We start from the raw sequence: 23519 nt of genomic DNA on the forward strand, positions 1-23519 counted from the left end.
AAGTTAATTTGTTTCGCGGTTTATTTATTAATCATTTAATAAATAAACCAGGGAGCAGTTTTCGTTTTATGAAGAACACCAGTCGGTACTCTTCAAAAAACAAAAATCAATAATAATAACGATTACGGGTGCTGCGTTTTAACTTCTGATATTTATTCCAGACCTTACGGGCATAGACCATGCGCTGCGCGTAATTCTCTTTTTTCAGCCCCGCGTTATAGGCGCCGACCGCCTCCCAGTTATAGCCATAAACTTTAATCATTCCGGATAATATCGATGCGCCAACCATAATTGAGGTGCAGGGCTCGGTAATTAACCGGTACTCATTAATGCCTTTTTGCTCCAGCTCGGAAAAATGTGAACTGTTAATCTGCATCAGGCCGACATCACGCGTGCCATCATGATTCTGTCCAATTGCATTGGGATTCATTCCCGACTCAACATTAGCAATGGCATATAACAGATAAGGATCCACATGATAATAACTGGCGGCTTTATCCCAGCAGTTGGCAAAGACGCTATGGCTTATTATCAGCAACAATAAAAATAACGTTTTCATTTTCAGTCCGGCTCTTTTTCATTGTCTCCTTACGCGCTTATTGCTCTGTTTCCTGATTTACGGTCCACGTCCGTCGCGGGACGTGGACCGTGATGGCGGGCAAGTTCCTTACCCGCATCGTTATGGCAGTGACTTACTTGCAGTCAGCCGCAGGGCCTTTTTTCACCCATACATCGCTGCTACCTGGTTTATCACCCTTCGTCCACCATTTTGCGGTGTAGGTGTAACCGTTGTAGGTAGTGGTGTCGCCGCCGTTATAGACCACGTCGGAGCGCCAGTTGAATTTCACCTGACTTACCAGCTCCCATGCATCCACACCGAAGCCCGGCTGGTTGCCCTGAGTCCAGTATTTTGCTTTCCAGACCAGGCTGTCGAAGCTGACGGTATTGCCCGCGTTGTAAACCTTGCTTGCGCTCCAGGCAGCGTATTTACTGGCGTTGGCGTCAACAGGCTTATCGCAGCTATTGGTGGCAGAACCTTCGTCAGACGGCGTTTCCGCCGCTTTAGGCGTTACCGTCACCTGTACGTTAGTCTGTACGCTGGACTTGCCGTCGCTTACCACCACGGTCAGCGTGTAAGTTGATTCCGCGTCCACGTCCGGCGCGGTGATGTTCAGGTTCGCGGTGTCTGCGCCTGTCGCCTGCATATTCGCAGGAACGCTCCAGGAGTAGGTCAGCGCGTCGCCATCAGGATCGTTAGCCTGAGCGTGCAGAGAGTAGCTCTGGCCCGCTTCCAGCGTCACGGCTTCCATCTGATTCACAACCGGCGCCTGGTTTGCTTTCGGCGCTTTGTTCACGACCTGGACGTCAGCGGTGCTGCTCAACCCTTTCGCGTCAGTGACCGTCAGGCGGAACGCCAGAGTCTGGTTACTGGTGACAGCGGCAACGTTGAAGGTCGCTTTCGCTTTGGTGCTATTAGTGATGGTCACCGACGGGCCAGAGATCTGCGTCCACTTGTAGGTGATGGCATCGCCATCCGGATCGGTAGAAGCCGAGCCATCCAGGGTCACCGTCGCCGGACCGGTTACGCTCTGGTCAAAGGAAGTCGCCACCGGCGCATGGTTGGTCACCACCGGATCAACCGGCGCAGCGCCGCCGCCTGTCAGGCTTTCATTCATCGCGTTCAGAATGTCTCCGGTATCGGAGTCGATAGACCAGGCAAACAGACCGCCCAGGTTTTTCGCCAGCACATACTGACCTTTCGCCGTTGCGGAGCGCGCATCTTCATAGGTGATCAGATCGCCGGTGGTTTTGTTAAACAGATACGGCGCTTCAGCGGTAGCATCATAGTTGTATTCCCAGCCCGCTTTGCCTTTGTACTCGTTAACGATCTGACGATAGTCAACCACGCCCGGTTCCCAGGTCCCTTTCACCATGCCCGTTGCCGTGCCGGTGAACGGGTTGTTATTGCTGTAACCGTGAACGCCGGTCCAGCCGCGACCATACATGGCCGTCCCCACGACAATTTTGCCAGGCTGTACACCCTGCGCCAGCAGCGCATTCACGCCGTTTTCGGTGGTGTAATTGGTATCCGGTTTGTTCGCCGGCGCGCGCAGTGCCGCCTGGTGGCCCAGCTCGGTGTTGCTCCAGCCGCCGTAGAAGTCGTAGCTCATCAGGAAGATATGATCCATGTACTGCTGGGCAGTGGTGTAATCAACGTCTTCAATTTTGTCGCTGCCTGAACCGATTGCTGAGGTCAGTTCAAAGGTACGGCCGGTTTCGGCTGACAGTTCATTCATCATGGTGCGCAGTTCGCGCATCAGTGCGGTATAAGTCTCTTTATCCTGCTGCGGGTTGCCCAGCGTTTCGTTCTGACCGCCGCCGCCCGGGAATTCCCAGTCGATGTCCACACCGTCGAAGAATTTCCAGGTTTTCAGGAAATCTTTCACGGAAGCCACGAAGCGATCGCGGATCGCTTTGTCATGCATTTTGAAGAACGGATCTGAGAGGGTCCAGCCACCGATAGACGGCAGTACTTTCAGCCCTGGATTGGCTTTCTTCATCGCCATCAGCTGGCCGAAGTTGCCTTTGTAGGGGTCGTCCCAGCTGCTGACGCCAGGCCGAGATTCCTGCAGTGCCGCCCACGGGTCGTGAATCGCCACCTGGAAGTCCTGACGGCCCGCACAGGCGCGTTTCAGCGCTTCGAAGCTGTTACCACCTTCGATGGTTTTCAGGCTGTCGTTGATGCCATCGCCGCCGCAGATTGGAATAAAGCCATACAGAATGTGGTTAAGGTTAGCTGCCGGGATTTTATCCACCGGGAATTTACGGTCATAAACGCCCCACTCAGGGAAATAGGCACCGACCACTTTATCGGTGTGCTTAGAGAGGGTCTTATTATTTTCCTGCATGGTGGTGTTGAGTGGCAGCAGATGGCTACCGTCGGTATCCGCGACGATAATCAGTTTGCTGGCGCTGGTGCTGCACCCGCTGGCATTGCAGAGTTCAACCGTTTCCTGGTAGCGACCGCCTTTCTTCACTTTAAATGTTGCCGTGCCGGACATGCTGCCTGCACCGGTCCAGACGGTTTTGCCGTCGAGCAACACTTTCGCAGAAGTCGGCGCCGCGCCGCTCCAGACATCCCACTGCACTTTAACATCGGCGCCATCATGGACTTTGACGAGGCTGTTGTAAGCAGTAGCAGACTGATCAACTTCGACAATGGCAAATTTATCATTACCACTGGCGATAGTTGCTTTACCCGGCACGGCTGCGAACACCGGGCTTGCAGCCGCTGCAACGAAGAGTGCCAGATATTTAGGCTTCAGAAATTTCATTATTTGATCCTGATAATACGATTTGTGAAATTAAATACCCATGCTTTTCCATTAACATGGACAAACGTTATTTACTGATAAATTAATCGTGAACGTTTCTGGTTCGCGAAAGACCTGCTTATTATTGCGTTGAGAAGAATACATTGGGGAATTTATTTTCGCCTTTCATTCCCCCGATGAAAAAACCTCAAAAAAAACTTGACTGCATTATTTAAAAGATGAGAGGTGAAATTTTCGCGATAAATACAACCAGACCGGAAAAAGCAATATAGGGGCCAAAGGAAATAAGGTTATTTTTATTCTCAAAGGGCTTTAGCAGGCAATGCATGATAATGCCCCCCAGCGCCGCGATCAGCACAATAGAGGGTAGCGCTTGCCAGCCGCACCAGGCGCCTAGCGCCGCCAGCAGCTTAAAATCACCATAGCCTAATCCTTCCCGGCCGGTCAGCAGGCGGAATGCCCAGTAAACCAGCCAGAGCGACAGATATCCCGCCACCGCGCCATAGATAGCATCGGTCAGCGGTAGCGTACGGAACAGGGCATGGAACATCAGCCCCGTCCACAGCAGCGGCTGGGTCAGGCAGTCCGGCAGCAGCATATGGCGCGCATCGATCACCACCAGCGGCAGCAGCAGACTCCACATTATCCACAGCGCGACCAGCGCCAAAAACGACGGTGCCAGCGCGGCGCTGGCGGCAAAGAAGAGAGCGCTACAGACTTCCACCAGCAGCAGTCGCAGCGGGATCGCGCTATGGCAGTGGCGGCAGCGACCGCGCAGCGCACACCAGCTAATGATGGGAATATTTTCCCACGCGCTCAGGGCGTGGTGGCATTCCGGGCAGTGAGAGGCGGGAAACAGCAGATTTCCTGCCCCCTCTTCTTCCATAACCAGCGGCGGAATACGCTCCGCCACCACGCCGAGGAAACTGCCGAGGATCGCGCCCAGCGCTCCGCTCATTACGCACAGACCCGGCAGATTCGCCTGCTGCAACAGCATTATCGGGTTCATGCGCTTTTCGCCCAGCTCAGCGTAATATGCGCTTTCACGTCACTCTGACGATCCACCGGCGTTAACGCGAGTTTCTCCAGATGGATACCGGAAGAGACGTTCATCTCACGCAGCCAGTTTTGCAGGGCAGAAACGCTGACGCGCTCGACATCAAAGGTCAGCGACTGCTCATCCTGACGCACGTCTGTCAACGCGACGTGCACGACTTTGGCACTTTCTTCCACCACGCTGCGCGGGTTCGGGGTGTTGACTATTCTGGACTGAAGATGGTTTTTATCAATTTCCTGGCGCATCCAGTTCAGCGTCTGCTTCTGCTTAAATAACACGGCCTCGTTATTTTTGATCAGAGTATCGAGCGGCATCATCGCGCCGTAATAAACCATCGCACAGCAGAGTGCCCCGCCGCAGAGTTTAAATAAATTACGCTCGCGTGGACTGTAATTTTGCCAGCGTTTTTTTAACTGGGCTAATTGCGTTTTCATTTATAGCTCCCGGTAATAATAGCGGTATAAGGCGCCTCGCCGGAAATCGGCTGCATCGTAAATTCAAAGGTTTCGGCGCTACGTGCGACAAAATCCTGCAGGGCCTGTTTATCCATGGATTTCACATTCAACGTCAGCTGATTTTGCGTTTCGTCATATTCCACGTTATTGAGCTCCAGAGACGGCAATGACTGCCTGATTTGATTCAGCGCTTCGAGCTGCAGGAAGATCCCTTTCTTGGCCTTGCTGATATTCTGCCCGACGTAATATTTCAGGTTGCTGGTCTGGCGCAGGGTCGGGAAATAGTGCTGCGCTACGGTGGTCATCTCCCGGTGGATCTCGCTTTGCTGATGAGTGAGCATCAACGCCATACCAACGCGAGGGCCGATCAGCAGACCGACGCAAAGCAGCGCTGCCGCCGCGAGGGCCGTTTTCGCGTGGCGAAAACGCGGACCGGTGGCGCTGCGCCCGGAAAACGCCCCGTGCAGCATGTTGATACGAGAGCCCTGCCACTGGGGCTGGATCAGCACCAGCGGATGCTGCCACGCCAGCAGTTCATCCACCTGTACCTCCTGCGGCGCATCGCCGTAGCAGCGCACCTCACCCTCCGGGCATTTACTTAATAGCAGCGGCAGCAGAACCGCATCGGCTTCGCCAGCGCTGCCGGGGGAAAAACGCAGCCAGTAGCTCTCCTCCAGGCTCACCAGCGTAGTGCCTCCTTCGCTCACCGGCAGCAGCCAGGCATCCGGCAGCGCCTGGACCACCGCGAGCCCCGCCTGAGCGAACAGCTCAAGCCAGTGGAGCAGACGTTCAGCGTCGATGGCCACGGCATCCACTTCCGGCCCCTTTTTGTTCAGCACCGTCCAGTGCAGCGTATCCACCTCGCCGAGCAGCGTCTCTTCCGCCATCCACGAGAACTGTGCCGTCTGGGCGGAAAGCCCTTTTTTCGGCAGGGTAAAATGACGAAAGATCGTCTCGCTCGCCGGCAGCAACAGGCACACCTGCTGAGAAAACGGGTGACAGGAAAGTTCGCTCAGTGCGCTCCAGCCCGTCAGATATTCCACCCGATCGTTACCGGATTCACACCACCAGATTTTGCCGTCCTCACGGGTATCGGGACGAATAAAAAGCACCTTTTTCATTATCTTCTACTTATCTTATTCAACCATTCGGTAGCGGCGTTGCCAGGTCACGACCTTGCCAGCCTCACTGTCAACGTGAATCTGACTGACGACGCGCAGCGTTAAATCATCGGTATTGCCGGTGGTATCCACCCGAAAATAGCGACTGTTGACCGCAACCCTGTCCTGAATCTGCGCCAGGATATCTTTGGTCTGCGGATAGTTGCTCTCCAGCACTTTGCTGAATGCCTCCAGCGACTCCCACCCCTCCTCCGGGCGTGAATCGATCAGGCGCGCAGCGTCGTCCGTGCTTAACACGCCGGTAAAAACCGCCGCCAGCAGCGGCGCCTGTTCGCGTGTTAAGGTATTCACATTTATGGTGCCATCCGTATCCGGCAAGGCGCACATCAGCTTGCTGACCTTCGGCCACGCGGCCTGCGGAAAGGCGGGCAGCAGTCTGATTTCGTTGATGGTGCGCATCATTTGATTCGCCGGACCGCGGGCGGGCGTCACGCTCGCCCAGGCATCGGCCTCCTGGCCCTGTTTCGCCGTCACGTCGTCGGCGTCAAGATAATCCACCAGCTGCTGGTAAATCTCTTCTGCCGCCAGCGTCCCGACGCCACTTTCTGTCAGCAGCTGTTCGATAATCTGCTCTTTGACCGGTTTTTCCGGCAGCGCAGTGGCGTCGGCCGGCGCCGCTGGCGCCGCGTCAACGGCCAGCAGGCTATTGACGTTAAAGCAGGTCCTGGCATCCTCCACCTGACTCACCACGGTGTAATTTTCCCCGTGGGTTTCCAGCGGCTGCGCCCAGTCGCCTCGCGGCGACAGCCCCGCCCCTTCGGAACTGGCCGCTTTCTGCAATACGTTTTCCAGCACCTTCTGTTGACGGGCAATGGCCCAGCGCAGCGTCTGCTGGCTGACCTGATAATGCGTTTTTTGCAGGTGGCGGCAGAACTGCTGACTGATTTTCGCAGCCAGGGCGGACATCATCACCAGCAGGATCAGCACCACCAGCAGCGCCACGCCACGCTCTTTTCGCGCTGTTTTGCCGCTCATGAACTCACTCCAGAATGTACTGCCGTATCGGTCTGCGGGGTGGTTACGGGCTGGGCCGCATTCTCCGCTGCCGGCTGCGCCGGGTCCGCATTCGTCTCTTTTGGCGCGGTCTGGATCTCAGGCATATCGCCGGGAGTGATAAAAACCCAGCGCCAGGTTTCCCCGTTTTCCATGGTCAGATTTAGCTCAACGCCATCGGGCTGATGGGCGATGTCGGTCCATTTCTCCTGCCAGCCTTCGTGCCAGAAGCGCCATTTCATCGCTTTCACGTCGTTCAGAATCGGCACTTCTTCCGGCTGCGCGCTGGGAGGACCGTCGATAGCAGCCCAGACGCTGCGCCACAGGCGCTTGTCCTTTAAGATCCAGCGCACCCGCTCCAGCTGCACCTGACCGCTGATGCCGTTCAGGGTTGTCATTTCCACCCCATTCTGCTGCTGGACGAACACCTCGCCGCTGTTGCGCGGCGCGCGCGCCTGTTGCTGATAAAAGTCACGCGAGAGGAGGTTGTACGTGCGCTGAAGCGCCGTCACTTTTGTCGCCGCCTCGTCGCTGGCCGTCGAGGTGCGCATCGCGCCGTCGAGAATTTGCCAGGCGAGAATGCTGATCACCGCGAAGATAGCCAGCGCAATCATAATTTCCAGCAGGGTAAAGCCCTGCTGACGCTGCACCTTACTCACGATTTACCTCCGGTTCGGCGAGCTGAAGCGCCACCACCGGTTGCGCATCGCTTCCTTCGCTGTAAACCCGTACCTCATCGACAAAGGTATTTTCGGCGGTTTTCACCCGCTGGATATGCCATGTCCAGGTTTGTCCGCCCATGGTTTCGGTACCCACCTGCTCGACATCCGGGAAATCGGTCTGAGCCAGCTGCGCTTGCGCCAGTTGATTTTCCGCCACCCAGCCCGCCTGCAGTGTTTCCGACAGGCTGTGGGTAAAGCGCACGTTCAGGGTGACGGAGTTCATCAGCGCTAGCGCCGCGGTGGAGAAAATCACCAGCGCCACCATCACTTCCAGCAGGGTCATCCCCTGCTCTTTGGTTTTGCGTTTAGTCATCGTTTTCCACCACCACGGGAACAGAACCCTGTGACGTCACGTGAAAGCGCTGCTTTTTATCCAGGCTTTCGAGGCTGAGCGTGAAGCGGCTAAGCTCGCCGTCCGGCAAAAAAATGATTTGCGGCTCATCGTCCAGCGTGGCCGCCAGCGTTCGCGATGAGAGGGAGACATGCATCTCCTCAGGAAACTCGCCGCGGGTGGCGATCCGCCCCGACTTTAACGGTGCCCAGTGGCGTTCGCCGTTATTTCCAACCTGTGTCACCAGTTCAAATTCTGACGAGGTCATCACCAGCCCGACGATATTTCCGTCCATTACCGCACGGTCAGAACCATATTCAACGAGGGATTTTAGCTGCTGACCAAATGTATCTGCGCCGCTGCGTGATGGAATGGTAGTGACCACCATCATGGCGCTCAGGGCGAATATCACCAGCGCCACGATAATTTCCAGCAGGGTAAATCCACGTTGCTTATTCATTACTTATCTTTTTTATCAAAAGACCAGTTGCTGATATCGTCAGCAGTATTAGCTTCTGCATCCGGACCGGCTGAGAAAATATCGACAGCGCCATGCTCACCCGGGCTGACCAGAATATAGTCATTGCCCCATGGATCCTGCGGCAGGCGGCGAATATAGCCGTCGTCACGGTAGCCTTTCGGAATGGGTGCAATTTCAGGTTTGGTCACCAGCGCCTGCAACCCCTGCTCGGTGGTCGGGTAGCGATGGTTATCCAGTTTGTACATATCCAGCGAACCTTCCAGCGCCACAATATCGCTGGTCGCTTTCTGAATATCGGCTTTTTCTTTATTGCCCATTAAATTAGGTACGACCATACTGGCCAGCACACCGAGAATAACGATAACCACCATTAATTCGAGCAGCGTGAATCCCGCCTGACGCTTCAGGCTATTTTTTTTCAAAGACATGATTAACCCACCATATTATTAAGTTGAAGAAGCGGTTGTAATATTGAAAGAACGATAAATAAAACAACGGTCGCCATAGTTACTACCAGTGCCGGTTCAAATACCGACAGCGTTAAAGTAATTCGATGCTGTAATGCAGATTCCTGGTTTTCCGCCGCACGATCCATCAACGAGCCCAGCTCGCCGCTCTCCTCCCCGGAGGCCACCATGTAGAGCATGGTGGGTGGGAAAATTCTCGCCTGTTCCAGCGCGTTGTAGAGGGATGCCCCCTGACGCACGGTGTCCGCCGCCTGCTCAAGCACCTGACGGGCATAGAGGTTTTCAATCCCGTCCATTGCGATGTACATCCCCTCCAGCAACGGAACGCTGCTGGCCTGCAAAATACTCAGCGTACGGATGTAGCGCGCGCTGTTGATGGCGCAGACCAGTTTTTTCAGCGGTGACTTTAGCAACAGCCACCGATGATAAACAAATCGGTTCTTTTCTATTTTTATCCAAAATTTAAAGCTCGCTGATGCCCCGAACAGGCCGCAGGCGATAACGATGCCCCAGGCCTGTAAAAAGTCGCTCACCGCAATCAGCGTGCGGGTAGTCACCGGCAGCTCTTGTTTCATGTGGGTGAACTGGTCGATGACCTGCGGCACCACGGCGACCAGCAGAATGGAGATCACCGCAATCGCCACCACCGTCAGGGTGATGGGGTAGACCATCGCCTGGGTGAGCTTGCTTTTCATCTTCTGGCGCTGCTCGTTGTACTCGGCGAGCTTTTCCAGTACGCCACCGAGATGACCGGTTTTTTCACCGGCCATGACCAGGGTGCAGTAGAGCTTGTCGAAGCTGCGCGGAAACTGGCTGAAGGCGTCGAACAGCGTGTGACCTTCCACAATCTTGTCGCGGATCTCGGTCACCATCGCCGCCAGGGTTTTATCTTCCGTCTGCTTCGCAATCGCTTTCAGCGCACTCTCCAGCGGCAGCGCGGCATTAACCAGCGTCGCAAGCTGTCGGGTAAACATCGACAGCACCGGAATCGACAGTTTTGCCCCTTTACGGGCGTTTTTTCCCGCCGCCGGATCGCTGGTCGGCGCAATGTTCACCGGCATCAGCTTCTGTTCGCGCAGCATCTGGCGTACCTGCTTTGGCCCTTCGGCCTGCAGGGTGCCGCGCTGGGTTTTCCCCGCGGCGTCCTTCGCGGACCACGCATACCAGGCCATTACGCATCCCCTCCGCGTTCGGCGGTGACGCGCATCACCTCTTCCAGCGAGGTCACGCCGGAGATCACCTTCAGCAGGCCGTTTTCACGCAGGCTGTAGGCCTCTTTGAAAAGCTGCGTTTCGATGGACATTTCATCTTTATCTTCATGGATCGCACGGCGCATGGCGCTGTCGACCACCAGAAATTCATGGATGCCTGCGCGTCCCTGGTAGCCGCTCTGGCGACACTGTTCACAGCCCACGGCGCGATAAATCGCTTTCGGCGGCGTTTCCATAAAGGTGAACAGCGCTTTCTCATTGTCATCCAGCGGACTGGTCGTGCGACAGTGCGGACACAGCCGACGCACCAGACGCTGGGCAATGACGCCAAGCAGCGACGAACCAATTAAAAATGACTCCAGCCCCATATCACGCAGACGGGTAATGGCGCCCGCGGCACTGTTGGTGTGCAGCGTGGACATCACCAGGTGACCGGTGAGCGAGGCCTGTACCGCGATTTGCGCGGTTTCGCCGTCACGAATTTCCCCGATCATCACCACGTCCGGGTCCTGGCGCAGAATGGCGCGCAGCCCGCGTGAAAAGGTCATATCCACACGCGGGTTGACCTGGGTCTGCCCTACGCCTTCCAGTTCATACTCGATCGGATCTTCCACGGTCAGAATGTTGCGTTCATGACCGTTAAGCGCCGACAGCAGCGCGTACAGGGTGGTACTTTTCCCCGAACCGGTCGGGCCGGTCACCAGGATGATGCCGTGCGGACGTTCAATCAGTCCCTTTAGCTTCACCAGCTCTTCGTCAATCAGACCGAGCTTGTTGATGTCCGGCTTAAGGTTGCTTTTGTCCAGCAGACGCATTACCACGCGTTCGCCGTACTGAGACGGAATAGTAGAGACACGCACGTCAATGGCCTTACGACCAATGCGCAGAGATATACGACCGTCCTGGGGGAGACGTTTTTCGGCGATGTCCAGTTTGGACATCACCTTGATACGCGACACCAGCAGCGGCGCGAGCTTGCGCGCCGGCTGCAGCACCGGACGCAGCACGCCGTCAACGCGAAAACGAATGCTCAGGGTGCGCTCGAAGGTCTCGATATGGATATCGGAAGCCCCCTCTTTCACCGCTTCGCCCATAATGGCGTTGATCAGGCGGATCACCGGCGAGTTCTCGTCATTATCGAGCAGATCTTCGTTGTCAGGGATCTCCTCGGTTAACGCCATCAGGTCAATATCGGCGTCCATGTCGTCCACCAGCTGCTGCGAGACGCCGCTGTTCTGCTGCCAGATGTTGGTCAGCAGTTCGTCAAACGCTTCCGCCGTCAGGATCGTCGGGGCATAGGAGCGCCCCAGCACGCGGCGCATCTCCAGCAGAGCATACGCCTGCGCATCCTCGCGGATATAAACCTCGTCGTTATAGAACAGTACCCCGTTCTCTTTCGCCCAGGTGCTGGTACAGAGCGCATTACTCATCTCGGTCATGTCGCTTGCGCCTTATTCTTTAAACGGGTTGCGGGACGACACCGGCGCACTGGCGCTTACCGGCGCGGCGCGGCTCTGGGACGGATAGGCTGGCAGTATCGGTGAATCAGAATTCTCTACGATGCCCAGCTTGTGCTCTTCCATACGCTGCTGCTGACGCGCCTGGATCTGATCGTATTTCTCTTTCGACGTCGCGCTGTAGTTGTCATCGTCGCGCAGTACGGTAGTGTGGATAAACACCATCAGGTTACGTTTGGCGCTGTCCTGGGAGGTATAGCGGAACAACTGGCCTACCACCGGAATATCGCCCAACAGCGGCACTTTAGAGACCGACTGTTTGGTGACGTTTTCCATCAAACCACCCAACACCACCGTCTGCCCGCTGTGGACCATCACTTCGTTGTTGATGGTGCGGGTGTTGAACGTTGGGCCCAGGCTGGCATCGGCCGTCGAGTTGTTATCAACGCTGGAAACTTCCTGTTCGATCTTCAGATGGATCATGTCGCCATCGTTGATCTGCGGTACGATTTTCAGCTTCGTACCGACGGTTTTACGTTCCACCGAGTTAAAGACGTTATCGCCGCTGGTGGTCTGTGAACCGGAGAGTACTGGTACATCCTGACCGACGTTGAACGACGCCTCTTTGTTATCCAGCGTCACCACGCTCGGTGTCGACAGAATGTCGTTTTTGCCGTTAGTGGACAACGCCGTCATCAGCGCGCCAAAGTCGCCGTTAAAGAAACCGGTCGCCAGGCCCGTATAGCTGCCAATGACTTTTGACTTCTTGATCTGGCTAATCGGCAGACCGGTAGAACCAAACTGAACCCCACCGTGCTTACTTGTCCACTGCACGCCCAGATCCAGACCGTTACCGTCCTGAACTTCGGCGATGATCGCCTCCACCAGTACCTGCGGACGGCGAATATCCAGCTTGTCGATCACTTTCTCCAGCGAATTCATGACGTTTGGCTGGGCGGTGATCACCAGCGAATTGGTAGACTCATCGGCGGAAATATTCAGATCGCCTGCCATCGGCGCGGCTTTGCTCTTGCCACCGCCAACTTTATCCTTCAATTGCTCGCCGATCCCCGTCAGCACCGGCACCACTTTGCTGGCGTTGGCGTATTTCAGGTAGAAGACGCGGGTGTTGCCCTCGTTGTTCTGCTCGCGATCGAGCTGGGAGATCAGCATTCGGGTGCGCTGACGCGCGTCCGGGCTGCCGCTGATTACCAGGCTGTTGGTTTCATCGTCGGCGACCACTTTGGTCGCCAGCTGCGGGGCGTTTTGACCTTTCTGCTCTTCGTTGTTGAGGTTGTTCAACATGTCAGAAAGCGCTTTGGCCGAGGCAAAACGCAGTGGCACGATTTCACGGCGCTGGACGCCGCTTTGGTCCACACGCTGCACCAGATCCACCAGACGGTTAACCACCGAGGCTTTGCCGGTTAACAGCAGCACGTTTGACGGTTCAAAATGGACCACGTTGCCGATGCCGGAGGCGTCGTTCAGCTGACGCAACAGGGGGGCCAGCTCACGTACCGGGACGTTCTCCATTCGCACCACGCGGGTGATGACTTCGTCGCCTTTGCCAGGGTTTTTGCTGTCGGCAATCGGTGCGCCCGACATGCGCGCCACCGAAGAGCGCACGACTTTCACCATCCCGTTATCCATCGGAATCACCGACAGACCATAGAGATCCAGCACGCTCAGGAAGAACTGGTAATATTCATCTTCCGTCAGTACGTTGTAGGTGCGAACCGACACCGTTCCCTGAACGGAAGGATCGACCAGAATGGTTTTATTGAGGTTACGCCCGACGGTATCGATAAATTCGCGGACATCGGTATTTTTAAAACTGGCGCTAAAGTTCGCCGCGAACAGCGAACCAGAATATAACGACAATGCGGTTAGCGCTACGCACGCCCATGGAAATTTCTTCATGTCTGTACACTTATTAATTGTTTAGAACATTGACCCGAATATTTTCAAGGTGAGCGTGACGCCGAATAACGACATCCGCCTCTTTCATTTTTGACCAGCGGGCAACGAGCTCTTTTGCCTGCGCCTCTTTAGTCATATCCACATCGTCAACTTTTACCACCACATCACCTTTTTCCAGGCCAGCATGGCTGTAGAAAGGCGACGCATTGCGTGGATTAATGTTGTAGCCTTCCAGCTGGCCTTTTTCGATTAATGGCTTTAACACCAGATAATCATCCAGATGCAGATTATCCAGCCCTGCATCTTTCTTCGATTTGGTTACCGGGGCGCTGTCAACGCCGCCTTTGAAATAGTCTTGTTTTTTAAGTGAAATAACCTGCGGTGCGCCTTCATAATTCACCACCACATTATCAGGATGAATTTCGGCAATATAAGCATTGTCAAAACCAGCGAGCATTTCGCCCTCGCGATAGCTCTTTTGTCCGGCGGGGGTTTTTATCACCGCAAAGGACAGCCAGGCATCATCGCTGCTGAGAATACCTTCGATTTCCGCACTGAGCGGCTTTTTCACCGCCGCTGGCTGTTTCGCTGGCATCACCGCCGGAGAAAAAAGTACAAACTGAGTTTCATCGTGACTTTTTTTGTGCATATTCTTTTTTGAATCAGACAACCTGTTCGTCACTTTTTTATAATCTTTATAAACCATATACCCTTGCTGGCCGCAGAAAATAAGCAGCACAAACATGACGCAGGGCATAATCAATTGAGTAACAAATGACATCCGCATTTTTTAACGAGCCTTTCTGCCAGTCAGTAATTCACAGCACAGGGCTGTATGAGTGAGTGATGTAAATACTAATGTGTTTCCTCGCTCCCGCCCATTCACACTTCCGCTAACAATAATTTAGAAAAATATTGATCGTTAAATAAACCTATGATAGGAGCGCAGACAGAATATTTTTATCCTGCATTTAAATTGCCCCTTCCGCCTATCTCCTTTACTTTTCCGGCTCCTTGTTAAGAATGAAAGAGACGGTAATACGCTATGTATATGCGCCATTTTAATTTCACTACCCAGCCTTTCCGGGCTATCACCCGAGTGCCTGGTGATTTTTTTGTTCCATATCATCAGGATGTGTTCGGTTTGCTGAAAGAGAAGTGCCAGACAACAGGCGTCACTGCGCTCTTTAGCGACGACAGCTATCTCGCCTCGCAGTTTTGCGATGCGCTGAAAAAGCATGACGGCACGCTTCTTGCCATTAACGCCTTCCCGAAACTCAGCGCCAGCGGTCTGCTCTATAAACTCAACGCCACCACTAAAGAGAGCAAAACCCGGATCCAGGCTATTGATACCGTGCTGCGTCAGTGGCAGGACGAGATGCTGTCCAGCAAAACCACACGTAAAGTGCTGGTCATTTCGCATATTCAGTCGATGAAAGCGAATTGCCATGATGCACTGTCCATGTTGTTAACCCGCGCGCAGGAGCTGGATGTGCCTCTGTCGGTTGTGCTGATGGGATCGGCCGACCAGGAAGCCCCACTCCAGCAGTCCGGGTTACGTGAATATCTTCATACGCATCACACGCTCCGGCCCCTGACCGGCCGCGAGTCCCTGAGCTATGTTCAGGCCCAGTGTGAAGCGCATGGCAGCGACGCGACGCCGTTCACCCGGGCCCGCGTGCGCAAGATGCATGTTCTGACCAAAGGACAGACAGGCAAAATTAACGAGCTGGCGCACCTTGCGATGCTGGCCGCCTGGACCGAGCGTTCAGCGCAGGTATCGCCGCGCCATCTGCGCCTCGCCGCAGGAGAAGTTCTGCCGGCGAAACCGAAGGGTAAACGCCTTGCCGTTATGGGCCTTTTTGCCTCCGTGCTGTTTGCCGCCTGCGGCTGGGCATTGATGCCCACCATTACCGCCAGACTGCCGGTACAGCTGCCCGTGATGGCCAGCTGGAAACCGCAGGCGCCAAAAACCGACGCCCCAGCGGTGCCGGTTATTGATAATGAAGTGGTGAATAAGCCCGATGCGATGCACCAGCTCTATACCATGTGGGGCTATGACGCCACGATGGAAGAGGCGCTCTGTCAGAACGCCGGGCGGGTCAACCTGATGTGTAAGGAGGGAAGCGCTCCGGTCGAAGAGCTGGCAAAAGAGGGTTATCCGTGGATCGGCGAGATCAAAACAGGCGATCACCTGAACTATGCCGTGGTGGCCAGAGTAGATGATAACTCGCTGGATCTGCTGATGAATAATCGCACCTGGCAGGTTAGCCGCAGCTGGTTTAACCAGCATGCAACGGGCAATTACACCCAGTTGCACCGCCTTACGCCGCAGGGGAAAGATGCCGTGAGCGCCGAAAGCAGCGCCAAAGATCTGGGCTGGATGGATCAGCAGCTAAGCCTGGCGCTGAATCTGCCCGAAACCCACGCAAAGGCGTGGACGGCCGAACTGATGCAACGCACCCGCGAGTTTCAGCAGAAAATGCATCTGCATGTGGACGGGATTGCGGGTGAAGATACATTGATGCAGTTAATGCGTGAAACCAGGACTACGCCAAGCGTACTTATTCAGCCCACAAATACATCTGCGACCCCCACCGCGCAGGAGATGCATTCATAATGTCGACGATTACTCTGGCTGCCCAGCGCAGCTATACCCTGAACGCACCGGTCTGGTTTTCTTACCGGCGCCCCTCGCTGAAAAAAGTGGTCTGTGCCACCCTGATCTGGGTGGTGGGAATAGTGATGGCGATCGCTGCGGGACTCTACGCTCATCTTTACTGGGATCTGCGCCATCCGGTACCTGAACCAATAAAAGCAAGCGTCGTTAAGCCAGAAACGAAGCTATCGGATATGCATTATGTCTATGTCAGTAAACCGTTCCCGCAGCCTGAACAAAAGCAAGAACCGGTGTCAAAAGAGATTCCGCCGCTGCAGGAGATGCCCATTGATAGCGGCGATGCCGACTGGCAGCAGGCGCCCGACGGTGAAATGCCGCATGATATTTCCCGGGATACATTGCCAGGGACAGAAGTGAACAATTCTGCTATCCCCGAACGGGATAATCCCGGTCAGACAGTTGATGACGGGGCGATCAAGGCATTATTGATGAAGGCGTTAAAAGAGCAGGAAAAAGATTATTCGCAGGGAAAAATGCCCGCGCCCCCAGTGGATGAAACCACAACAGGAACGCAGGCAAATAATTTACGGAAAGATAGTCCCCCTTTCAGTTAAAAAGGAGCAAAAAGCAATTAATACTTCTCCGGCAGTGCTGACAAATGCATAAGACGGCCTTTATTAACCTGAATATAATTACCTTTTTTCAGGTCGGCGAGAATTTTAATAATGGTACTCCGGGCCAGGCTGGTATATTCCTGAATATAGTCGTAAATATTGATATCGCGCTGATGGTGCACAATCAGTTCGTTAATTTCCAGCAAGAACTCGCGAACAATCGAGTACGCGCTGCGGGCTACCAGCACTTCGTCACGCTTGCTGAGCAGACAAACGTACCAGGAGAGAACTTTACTCAAGGCTTCCCACAGGTTTTTCTCGCTTATCAGACGGACAAAGTCATCTTTTTTAATGGTGCGCACTACGGTAGTGGCACGAACCAGGCCGTACATATGCGTTGAGTTGTAATAAATAGAGGAGAGACCAAAAATACATTTATCCTGTAAGGTGAACATACACAGTTCATCCGACTCGCGGCGGAATTCAACTTCACCGCTAACGATAAAATGAATATCTTCGTTGTTCTCGGTACTAATACGCTGCCATTTGCGTAAGGTTCTTTCTTCAAAACCTTCAGTTGCCGCAATAAGGGCGTCAAGTTCTGCTTGTGGACGGCTATTTTTACTGTAGATACTTAACATAGTTATACCTATTAATAGTAAATTGAAAAAGGTGAACGTGTGCAATCACAGCGCATAAATGCGTAGTCCATTTAACAAATGTAAAGTAAAGCTAAGGTGTTAGCACATCCGTATTTCTTATTTGCCGTGCTGATATATTGTCAACCACGTTTGCGAGTAATTTCGACTGAGGAAACTATAAAACATTTGCACCGTGAATGTGATTAAAAAAAAGTCCAAAAGGAGATCATCTAAAAGTGGAGTCGGGTAACCCGAAGGATTACCCCTGTCCGTAGCGCTCTAACAGCGCCTCCGCGATAGCCAGCGTTTCGCGATCGGCCACGCCGTCCCAGCGCGCCGGGCGAAAATGCATCTGAAACGCGACGATCACACGCTTCTGCTGTGCGTTCGTCATGTTATCGGTCACCTCATAGCCGTAGCGCGCGAGCAGATCGAGCAGCACCTTCTGCTCCACGAGCTCATCGCGCGGCTTGCCGTTCAGGTAAAACTCGACACGCGCCGGGTCGGGCCATGCGCCAATTCCCTGCCTGGCGAGCGCCTGCCACGGGAACAGCGGGCCTGGATCGTCTTTACGCTGCGGCGCGATGTCCGAATGGGCCACCACATTTTCAGGTCTGATGTTGTAGCGGGTAATAATGTCTTTGGCGAGCGGCACCAGCGCCGCAATTTGCGCAGGCTCAAACGGCGTAAAATGCTTAACGCCCGACGTTTTTTGCCAGCCACGGTTCTCCAGCTCAATGCCGACAGACGTATCATTGATGCGGTTGGTGCCGCGCCAGAAGCTGATGCCCGCATGCCAGGCCAGTTCGCTTTCGGGTACCAGCTGCCAGATGCGCGGCTTACCGTCCGGTGCCGGGGGTTTAGCCGGGATCAAATAGTGAGAGCTGACGTTCTTATCCGTCAGCGTGGCCAGCGAGCTGTCAAAATCATCCGCGGTGTAGTGGATAACCAGCACCTTGATGCGCGGGTAAGCCGCCTGCGCCTGATGACGCGTATCCAGCTCGTAGGCGCCTTTGTCGATGATCCCTTTTTCGGCGGCACACCCTGCCAGCAGCAGCGCCAGCAGGAGTGTTGCAAACGAACGCCTCATCGGAGAGTTTTCACCGCCGTACCGCTTACGCTCACCATCAGCATGCTGGCATCTTTCCCGACCGTTTCGTAGTCGATATCAATCCCCACGACCGCATCCGCGCCGAGGGCTTCCGCCTGCTCGCCAAGCTCTTTGAAGGCGATTTCGCGCGCTTTGCGCAGCTCTTTTTCGTATGCACCCGAGCGGCCACCTACGATATCGCGGATACCGGCAAAAAAGTCACGGAAGATATTGGCGCCGAGAATCGCTTCACCGGTGACCACGCCGCAGTACTCGGTAATTGTCTGCCCTTCCAGGGTTGGCGTTGTTGAAAACTGCATGGTTTCTCTCCTTCTTTAGCGTTCAATGCCTTAGGCACAGCATTATCGGTTCGTTACGCTATGATTGAAAGGATAGTTAATAAATAAGGAAATCAACATGCGCTATTCAGCTTTAACGCTTTTCGTGCCCTGCGCGCTGGTGCTCAGCGCCTGTACCACCACGGTCACGCCTGCCTTTAAGGATATCGGTACCCGCAGCGGCCCCTGCATTGAGGGCGGCCCGGACACCGTGGCGCAGCAGTTCTATGATTATCGCATTCAGCACCGCAGCAACGATCTCACCGGCCTGCGCCCGTATCTGAGCGATGGCCTGGCAAAATTGCTTAACGATGCCACCCGCGATCCACAGCATAACGCCCTGCTGAAATCCGATCCGTTCTCCAGCCGCACCACGCTGCCGGACAGCGCCGAAGTGGCGAGCGCGTCAACCATCCCGAATACCGATGCCCGCAATATTCCGCTGCGCGTGAAGCTGACGCAGGGAACCCAAACCTGGCAGGATGAAGTGCTGATGATCCGTGAAGGACAGTGCTGGGCGGTAGACGATGTGCGCTACGTTGGCGGCAGCGTTCATGCCCCGGCAGGCACGCTTCGCCAGTCGATTGAGAACCGCTGATTCATCAGTGATAAAAATGTTACCCCCGTAAAATGTCCGGCATTTCTTGCGGAATGCCGACATTTATACTCGCCGACCTTGCGGTTCGCTATTTTGTGCTATGTTTAAGAGGAAATACGGGTTATATTTAACTTTTAACGCAGAAATATTGCATAACTATTCTGTCAACGGTACTATCTGCGGCCTCAATTGCTATAGATTGCCTGGATGAGTAAAGACTGCCCCGATGAGTATTAAACTAAACGGCATTAACTGCTTCTACGGCGCACACCAGGCGCTGTTTGACATCACGCTGAACTGCCCGGAAGGCGAAACGCTGGTTTTGCTTGGCCCAAGCGGTGCAGGCAAAAGCTCCCTTCTCCGCGTCCTTAATCTGCTTGAAATGCCCCGCTCAGGTACGCTGGCGATTGCCGGTAACCATTTTGATTTCGCGAAGACGCCGTCTGATAAAGCGATTCGCGAACTGCGTCAAAACGTCGGCATGGTCTTCCAGCAATACAATCTCTGGCCGCACCTCACCGTGCTGCAGAACCTGATTGAAGCCCCGTGCCGCGTGCTGGGGTTAAGCAAGGAGCAGGCGATCGCCCGTGCCGAAAAGCTGCTGGACCGTCTGCGCCTTAAGCCCTACAGCGACCGCTACCCGCTGCACCTGTCCGGTGGTCAGCAGCAGCGCGTGGCCATTGCCCGCGCGCTGATGATGGAACCCGCGGTGCTGCTGTTTGATGAACCTACCGCAGCGCTGGATCCGGAAATCACCGCCCAAATCGTGAGCATCATTCGCGAGCTGGCGGAAACCAATATTACGCAGGTTATCGTCACCCACGAAGTGGAAGTGGCGCGTAAAACCGCCAGCCGTGTGGTCTACATGGAAAATGGGTATATCGTTGAGCAAGGTGATGCGAGCTGCTTCGCTAACCCGCAAACCGATGCCTTCAAAAACTATTTATCTCATTGATTGTGTCAGGGGAAATATAATGAAAAAAGTATTACTTGCCGTGCTGCTTGCTGGCGTTACCCTTTCCGCTACCGCAGCCCAGACCATTCGTTTCGCCACGGAAGCCTCTTACCCTCCGTTTGAGTCCATTGATGCGAACAACAAAATTGTGGGCTTCGACGTTGACCTGGCTAACGCCCTGTGTAAAGAGATCGACGCGACCTGCACCTTCAGCAACCAGGCGTTCGACAGCCTGATCCCAAGCCTGAAGTTCCGCCGTATCGACGCCGTGATGGCCGGTATGGATATCACCCCAGAGCGTGAAAAGCAGGTGCTGTTCACTACCCCTTACTACGACAACTCCGCCCTGTTCATTGGTCAGAAAGGTAAATTCACCTCTGTCGATCAGCTGAAAGGCAAAAAAGTTGGCGTGCAGAACGGCACCACGCACCAGAAATTCATCATGGATAAGCATCCGGAAATCACCACCGTTCCGTATGACAGCTACCAGAACGCGAAGCTGGATCTGCAAAATGGCCGTATCGACGGCGTTTTCGGTGATACCGCGGTGGTGACCGAGTGGCTGAAAGCCAACGATAAGCTGGCGCCAGTGGGCGACAAAGTTACCGATAAGGATTACTTCGGTACCGGTCTGGGGATTGCCGTTCGTCAGGGCAACACTGAGCTGCAGCAGAAATTCAACGCTGCGCTGGAAAAAGTGAAGAAAGACGGCACCTACGAAACCATCTACAAAAAATGGTTCCAGAAGTAATTCCTGATGAATGAAATTTTTCCTTTAGCAAGCGCCGCCGGGATGACCGTCGGCCTTGCCGTTTGCGCACTGATTATCGGCCTCGTGCTGGCGATGTTCTTTGCGGTGTGGGAATCCGCGAAATGGTTCCCCGTCGCCTGGACAGGCTCCGCGCTGGTCACCGTGCTGCGCGGGCTACCGGAAATTCTGGTGGTCCTGTTTATCTATTTCGGCTCCTCGCAGCTGCTGCTCACGCTGTCTGACGGCTTCACCCTCAATCTTGGCTTTGCGCAGATCCCGGTGCAGATGCAGATTGAAAACTTCGACGTCAGCCCGTTCCTGTGCGGCGTGATTGCCCTCTCCCTGCTCTACTCCGCGTACGCGTCGCAAACTCTGCGCGGTGCGCTGAAAGCCGTGCCGCAGGGTCAGTGGGAGTCGGGTCAGGCGTTAGGCCTGTCGAAGTCAGCCATCTTCTTCCGTCTGGTGATGCCGCAGATGTGGCGTCATGCCCTGCCGGGGCTCGGCAATCAGTGGCTGGTGCTGCTGAAAGATACCGCGCTGGTGAGCCTGATAAGCGTTAACGATTTGATGCTGCAAACCAAAAGCATCGCCACCCGTACCCAGGAGCCCTTTACCTGGTACATTGTGGCGGCGGCGATCTACCTGGTGATCACGTTGCTCAGTCAGTACATCCTCAAGCGTATTGACCTGCGAGCGACGCGCTTTGAACGGAGACCAGGCTGATGCTTGAATACTTTCCCGAGTTGATGAAAGGGCTGCACACCAGCCTGACGCTGACCGTGGCGTCCATTATCGTGGCGCTGATCCTGGCGCTCATCTTCACCATCATCCTGACGCTGAAAACGCCGGTGCTGGTGTGGATTGTGCGCGGCTACATCACCCTGTTCACCGGTACGCCGCTGCTGGTGCAAATCTTCCTGATTTACTACGGCCCGGGCCAGTTCCCGTCGCTGCAGGAGTATCCGGTTATCTGGCATCTGCTCTCTGAGCCGTGGCTGTGTGCCCTGATTGCCCTTTCGCTGAACAGCGCGGCCTATACCACCCAGCTGTTCTACGGGGCGATCCGTGCCATCCCGGAAGGCCAGTGGCAGTCCTGCGGGGCGCTGGGCATGAGCAAAAAAGACACGCTGGCGATCCTGCTGCCGTACGCCTTTAAGCGCGCGCTCTCCTCCTATTCCAACGAAGTGGTGCTGGTGTTCAAAAGTACGTCGCTGGCCTACACCATCACACTGATGGAGGTGATGGGTCACGGACAGCTGCTGTACGGACGCACCTATGACGTGATGGTGTTCGGTGCGGCAGGCGTGGTCTATCTGGTGGTGAACGGTCTGCTGACGCTGATGATGCGCCTGATCGAGCGTAGAGCATTAGCGTTTGAGCGCAGAAATTAACCACGCGAATGCATAAAACGGTATTCATAGAGCGGGTAACCTGATGGTTTATCCGCTTTTTTTTGTGGTAAACATGATATTTAATCATTTTTATTGCATACAAATTCATTAACTGGCATTGTACATCCAGGCCGCAGACACGGCACATCAATAAGACAGACGGGAGCATTACAATGAAAAAGTTAGTTCTGGCCGCATTACTCGCCACCTTCGCCGCTGACGCATCCGCTGCGGATAAAATCAATTTTGGCGTATCCGCCACCTATCCGCCGTTTGAATCGCTGGATGCCAGCAACCAGATCGTTGGTTTCGATATCGATCTGGCGAAAGCGCTGTGCAAACAGATGCAGGCCGACTGCACCTTTACTAACCATGCTTTTGACAGCCTGATCCCGTCGCTGAAGTTCAAAAAATACGACGCGGTTATCTCCGGGATGGACATCACGCCCGAGCGCAGCAAGCAGGTCGCGTTCACCGACCCGTACTACGCCAACTCGGCGGTGGTGATTGCGAAAAAAGGCGCTTATACCTCTTTCGATCAGCTGAAAGGCAAACGCATCGGGATGGAAAACGGCACCACGCACCAGAAATACCTCCAGGACAAACACCCGGAAGTGAAAACCGTGGCCTATGACAGCTACCAGAACGCGATTATCGACCTGAAAAATGGCCGTATCGACGGCGTCTTCGGCGACACCGCCGTGGTGAACGAATGGCTGAAAACCAACCCGCAGCTGGGCACCGCAACGGAAAAAGTGACCGATCCGCAGTACTTCGGCACGGGTCTGGGCATCGCGGTACGTCCGGATAACAAAGCCCTGCTGGAAAAACTGAACGGCGCGCTGAAGGCGATTAAAGCGGACGGGACGTATCAGAAAATCAGCGAGCAGTGGTTCCCGCAATAAGCCTTT

25 protein-coding genes are annotated in these 23519 nt (G+C 54.7%); 8 read left to right on the forward strand and 17 right to left on the reverse strand.

Features of this window, described 5'->3' with window-relative positions; all coding sequences use genetic code 11:
• Nucleotides 1–106: 106 nt before the first annotated feature.
• The 14 genes from iagB to gspC all read right to left on the reverse strand — a co-directional run bounded on the left by iagB (nt 107) and on the right by gspC (nt 14355).
• Nucleotides 107–559 carry a type III secretion system invasion protein IagB gene (gene iagB, locus RVY89_RS11660; RefSeq protein WP_371898443.1) on the reverse strand — a complete coding sequence of 151 codons (453 nt, stop codon included), beginning with the start codon at nt 557–559 and terminating at the stop codon, nt 107–109.
• A 133-nt stretch (nt 560–692) separates the two neighbouring features.
• Nucleotides 693–3335 (reverse strand): glycosyl hydrolase family 18 protein, encoded by a 2643-nt coding sequence (locus RVY89_RS11665; protein WP_484825387.1) that lies wholly within the window; start codon nt 3333–3335, stop codon nt 693–695.
• Between the two features lie 211 nt (nt 3336–3546).
• On the reverse strand, nt 3547–4344 hold the full coding sequence (locus RVY89_RS11670) for a prepilin peptidase (protein ID WP_484825388.1): 798 nt from the start codon (nt 4342–4344) through the stop codon (nt 3547–3549).
• Entirely contained in the window at nt 4341–4826 is a 486-nt protein-coding gene (gene gspM / locus RVY89_RS11675) for a type II secretion system protein GspM (RefSeq protein ID WP_484825389.1), read from the reverse strand. Before gspM ends, RVY89_RS11670 begins: the two co-directional genes overlap by 4 nt.
• Nucleotides 4823–5968 carry a type II secretion system protein GspL gene (gspL, locus tag RVY89_RS11680; protein WP_484825390.1) on the reverse strand — a complete coding sequence of 382 codons (1146 nt, stop codon included), beginning with the start codon at nt 5966–5968 and terminating at the stop codon, nt 4823–4825. Before gspL ends, gspM begins: the two co-directional genes overlap by 4 nt.
• A 15-nt stretch (nt 5969–5983) precedes the next feature.
• On the reverse strand, nt 5984–7003 hold the full coding sequence (gspK, locus tag RVY89_RS11685) for a type II secretion system minor pseudopilin GspK (protein ID WP_484825391.1): 1020 nt from the start codon (nt 7001–7003) through the stop codon (nt 5984–5986).
• On the reverse strand, nt 7000–7680 hold the full coding sequence (gene gspJ, locus RVY89_RS11690; protein WP_484825392.1) for a type II secretion system minor pseudopilin GspJ: 681 nt from the start codon (nt 7678–7680) through the stop codon (nt 7000–7002). Before gspJ ends, gspK begins: the two co-directional genes overlap by 4 nt.
• Entirely contained in the window at nt 7673–8056 is a 384-nt protein-coding gene (gene gspI / locus RVY89_RS11695) for a type II secretion system minor pseudopilin GspI (RefSeq protein ID WP_484825393.1), read from the reverse strand. The genes gspJ and gspI overlap by 8 nt, the downstream gene beginning before the upstream one ends.
• On the reverse strand, nt 8049–8534 hold the full coding sequence (gspH, locus tag RVY89_RS11700; protein ID WP_371898451.1) for a type II secretion system minor pseudopilin GspH: 486 nt from the start codon (nt 8532–8534) through the stop codon (nt 8049–8051). Before gspH ends, gspI begins: the two co-directional genes overlap by 8 nt.
• The gene (gspG, locus tag RVY89_RS11705; RefSeq protein WP_029739462.1) at nt 8534–8983 is read right to left on the reverse strand and encodes a type II secretion system major pseudopilin GspG; all 450 of its coding nucleotides are present in this window, start codon (nt 8981–8983) and stop codon (nt 8534–8536) included. The genes gspH and gspG overlap by 1 nt, the downstream gene beginning before the upstream one ends.
• 2 nt (nt 8984–8985) lie before the next feature.
• Complete coding sequence (gspF, locus tag RVY89_RS11710) at nt 8986–10194, reverse strand: type II secretion system inner membrane protein GspF (RefSeq protein WP_484825394.1); 1209 nt, start codon at nt 10192–10194, stop codon at nt 8986–8988.
• The gene (gspE, locus tag RVY89_RS11715; RefSeq protein WP_484825395.1) at nt 10194–11672 is read right to left on the reverse strand and encodes a type II secretion system ATPase GspE; all 1479 of its coding nucleotides are present in this window, start codon (nt 11670–11672) and stop codon (nt 10194–10196) included. Before gspE ends, gspF begins: the two co-directional genes overlap by 1 nt.
• Nucleotides 11673–11684: 12 nt before the next feature.
• Nucleotides 11685–13610, reverse strand: coding sequence for a type II secretion system secretin GspD (gspD, locus tag RVY89_RS11720; RefSeq protein WP_484825396.1), 1926 nt, complete (start codon nt 13608–13610; stop codon nt 11685–11687).
• Between the two features lie 13 nt (nt 13611–13623).
• Nucleotides 13624–14355, reverse strand: a complete 732-nt coding sequence (gspC, locus tag RVY89_RS11725) for a type II secretion system protein GspC (RefSeq protein WP_484827933.1) — start codon at nt 14353–14355, stop codon at nt 13624–13626.
• 300 nt (nt 14356–14655) lie between these two features.
• Here gspC and RVY89_RS11730 point away from each other — a divergent pair, with 300 nt between their 5' ends.
• Both RVY89_RS11730 and RVY89_RS11735 read left to right on the forward strand, forming a co-directional pair.
• On the forward strand, nt 14656–16230 hold the full coding sequence (locus tag RVY89_RS11730; RefSeq protein WP_484825397.1) for a peptidoglycan-binding protein: 1575 nt from the start codon (nt 14656–14658) through the stop codon (nt 16228–16230).
• Nucleotides 16230–16844 carry a hypothetical protein gene (locus tag RVY89_RS11735; RefSeq protein ID WP_484825398.1) on the forward strand — a complete coding sequence of 205 codons (615 nt, stop codon included), beginning with the start codon at nt 16230–16232 and terminating at the stop codon, nt 16842–16844. Before RVY89_RS11730 ends, RVY89_RS11735 begins: the two co-directional genes overlap by 1 nt.
• Before the next feature lie 17 nt (nt 16845–16861).
• Here the strand turns inward: RVY89_RS11735 and RVY89_RS11740 are convergent, their stop codons facing one another.
• The 3 genes from RVY89_RS11740 to RVY89_RS11750 form a co-directional block, all read right to left on the reverse strand.
• Nucleotides 16862–17485: a helix-turn-helix domain-containing protein gene (locus RVY89_RS11740; RefSeq protein ID WP_484825399.1), complete on the reverse strand. Its 624-nt coding sequence runs from the start codon at nt 17483–17485 to the stop codon at nt 16862–16864.
• A gap of 259 nt (nt 17486–17744) precedes the next feature.
• Nucleotides 17745–18575 carry an N-acetylmuramoyl-L-alanine amidase gene (locus RVY89_RS11745; protein WP_484825400.1) on the reverse strand — a complete coding sequence of 277 codons (831 nt, stop codon included), beginning with the start codon at nt 18573–18575 and terminating at the stop codon, nt 17745–17747.
• Nucleotides 18572–18895: a heavy metal-binding domain-containing protein gene (locus tag RVY89_RS11750; RefSeq protein ID WP_023310944.1), complete on the reverse strand. Its 324-nt coding sequence runs from the start codon at nt 18893–18895 to the stop codon at nt 18572–18574. The genes RVY89_RS11745 and RVY89_RS11750 overlap by 4 nt, the downstream gene beginning before the upstream one ends.
• 97 nt (nt 18896–18992) lie before the next feature.
• Here RVY89_RS11750 and RVY89_RS11755 point away from each other — a divergent pair, with 97 nt between their 5' ends.
• From RVY89_RS11755 to artJ, 6 genes are all read left to right on the forward strand, one after another.
• Nucleotides 18993–19511: a lipoprotein gene (locus tag RVY89_RS11755; RefSeq protein ID WP_045908429.1), complete on the forward strand. Its 519-nt coding sequence runs from the start codon at nt 18993–18995 to the stop codon at nt 19509–19511.
• A gap of 226 nt (nt 19512–19737) precedes the next feature.
• The gene (gene artP, locus RVY89_RS11760; protein ID WP_148242699.1) at nt 19738–20466 is read left to right on the forward strand and encodes an arginine ABC transporter ATP-binding protein ArtP; all 729 of its coding nucleotides are present in this window, start codon (nt 19738–19740) and stop codon (nt 20464–20466) included.
• Between the two features lie 19 nt (nt 20467–20485).
• The gene (artI, locus tag RVY89_RS11765) at nt 20486–21217 is read left to right on the forward strand and encodes an arginine ABC transporter substrate-binding protein ArtI (protein ID WP_008500032.1); all 732 of its coding nucleotides are present in this window, start codon (nt 20486–20488) and stop codon (nt 21215–21217) included.
• 6 nt (nt 21218–21223) lie between these two features.
• Nucleotides 21224–21940 carry an arginine ABC transporter permease ArtQ gene (gene artQ / locus RVY89_RS11770; RefSeq protein WP_025756069.1) on the forward strand — a complete coding sequence of 239 codons (717 nt, stop codon included), beginning with the start codon at nt 21224–21226 and terminating at the stop codon, nt 21938–21940.
• A complete protein-coding gene (gene artM / locus RVY89_RS11775) occupies nt 21940–22608 on the forward strand; it encodes an arginine ABC transporter permease ArtM (protein ID WP_029739452.1) in 669 nt (222 codons plus the stop codon). The genes artQ and artM overlap by 1 nt, the downstream gene beginning before the upstream one ends.
• A gap of 173 nt (nt 22609–22781) precedes the next feature.
• On the forward strand, nt 22782–23513 hold the full coding sequence (gene artJ / locus RVY89_RS11780) for an arginine ABC transporter substrate-binding protein ArtJ (RefSeq protein ID WP_484825401.1): 732 nt from the start codon (nt 22782–22784) through the stop codon (nt 23511–23513).
• The last annotated feature ends 6 nt before the right edge of the window (nt 23514–23519 follow it).

Source organism: Enterobacter sp. 3U4 (genome assembly GCF_057224565.1).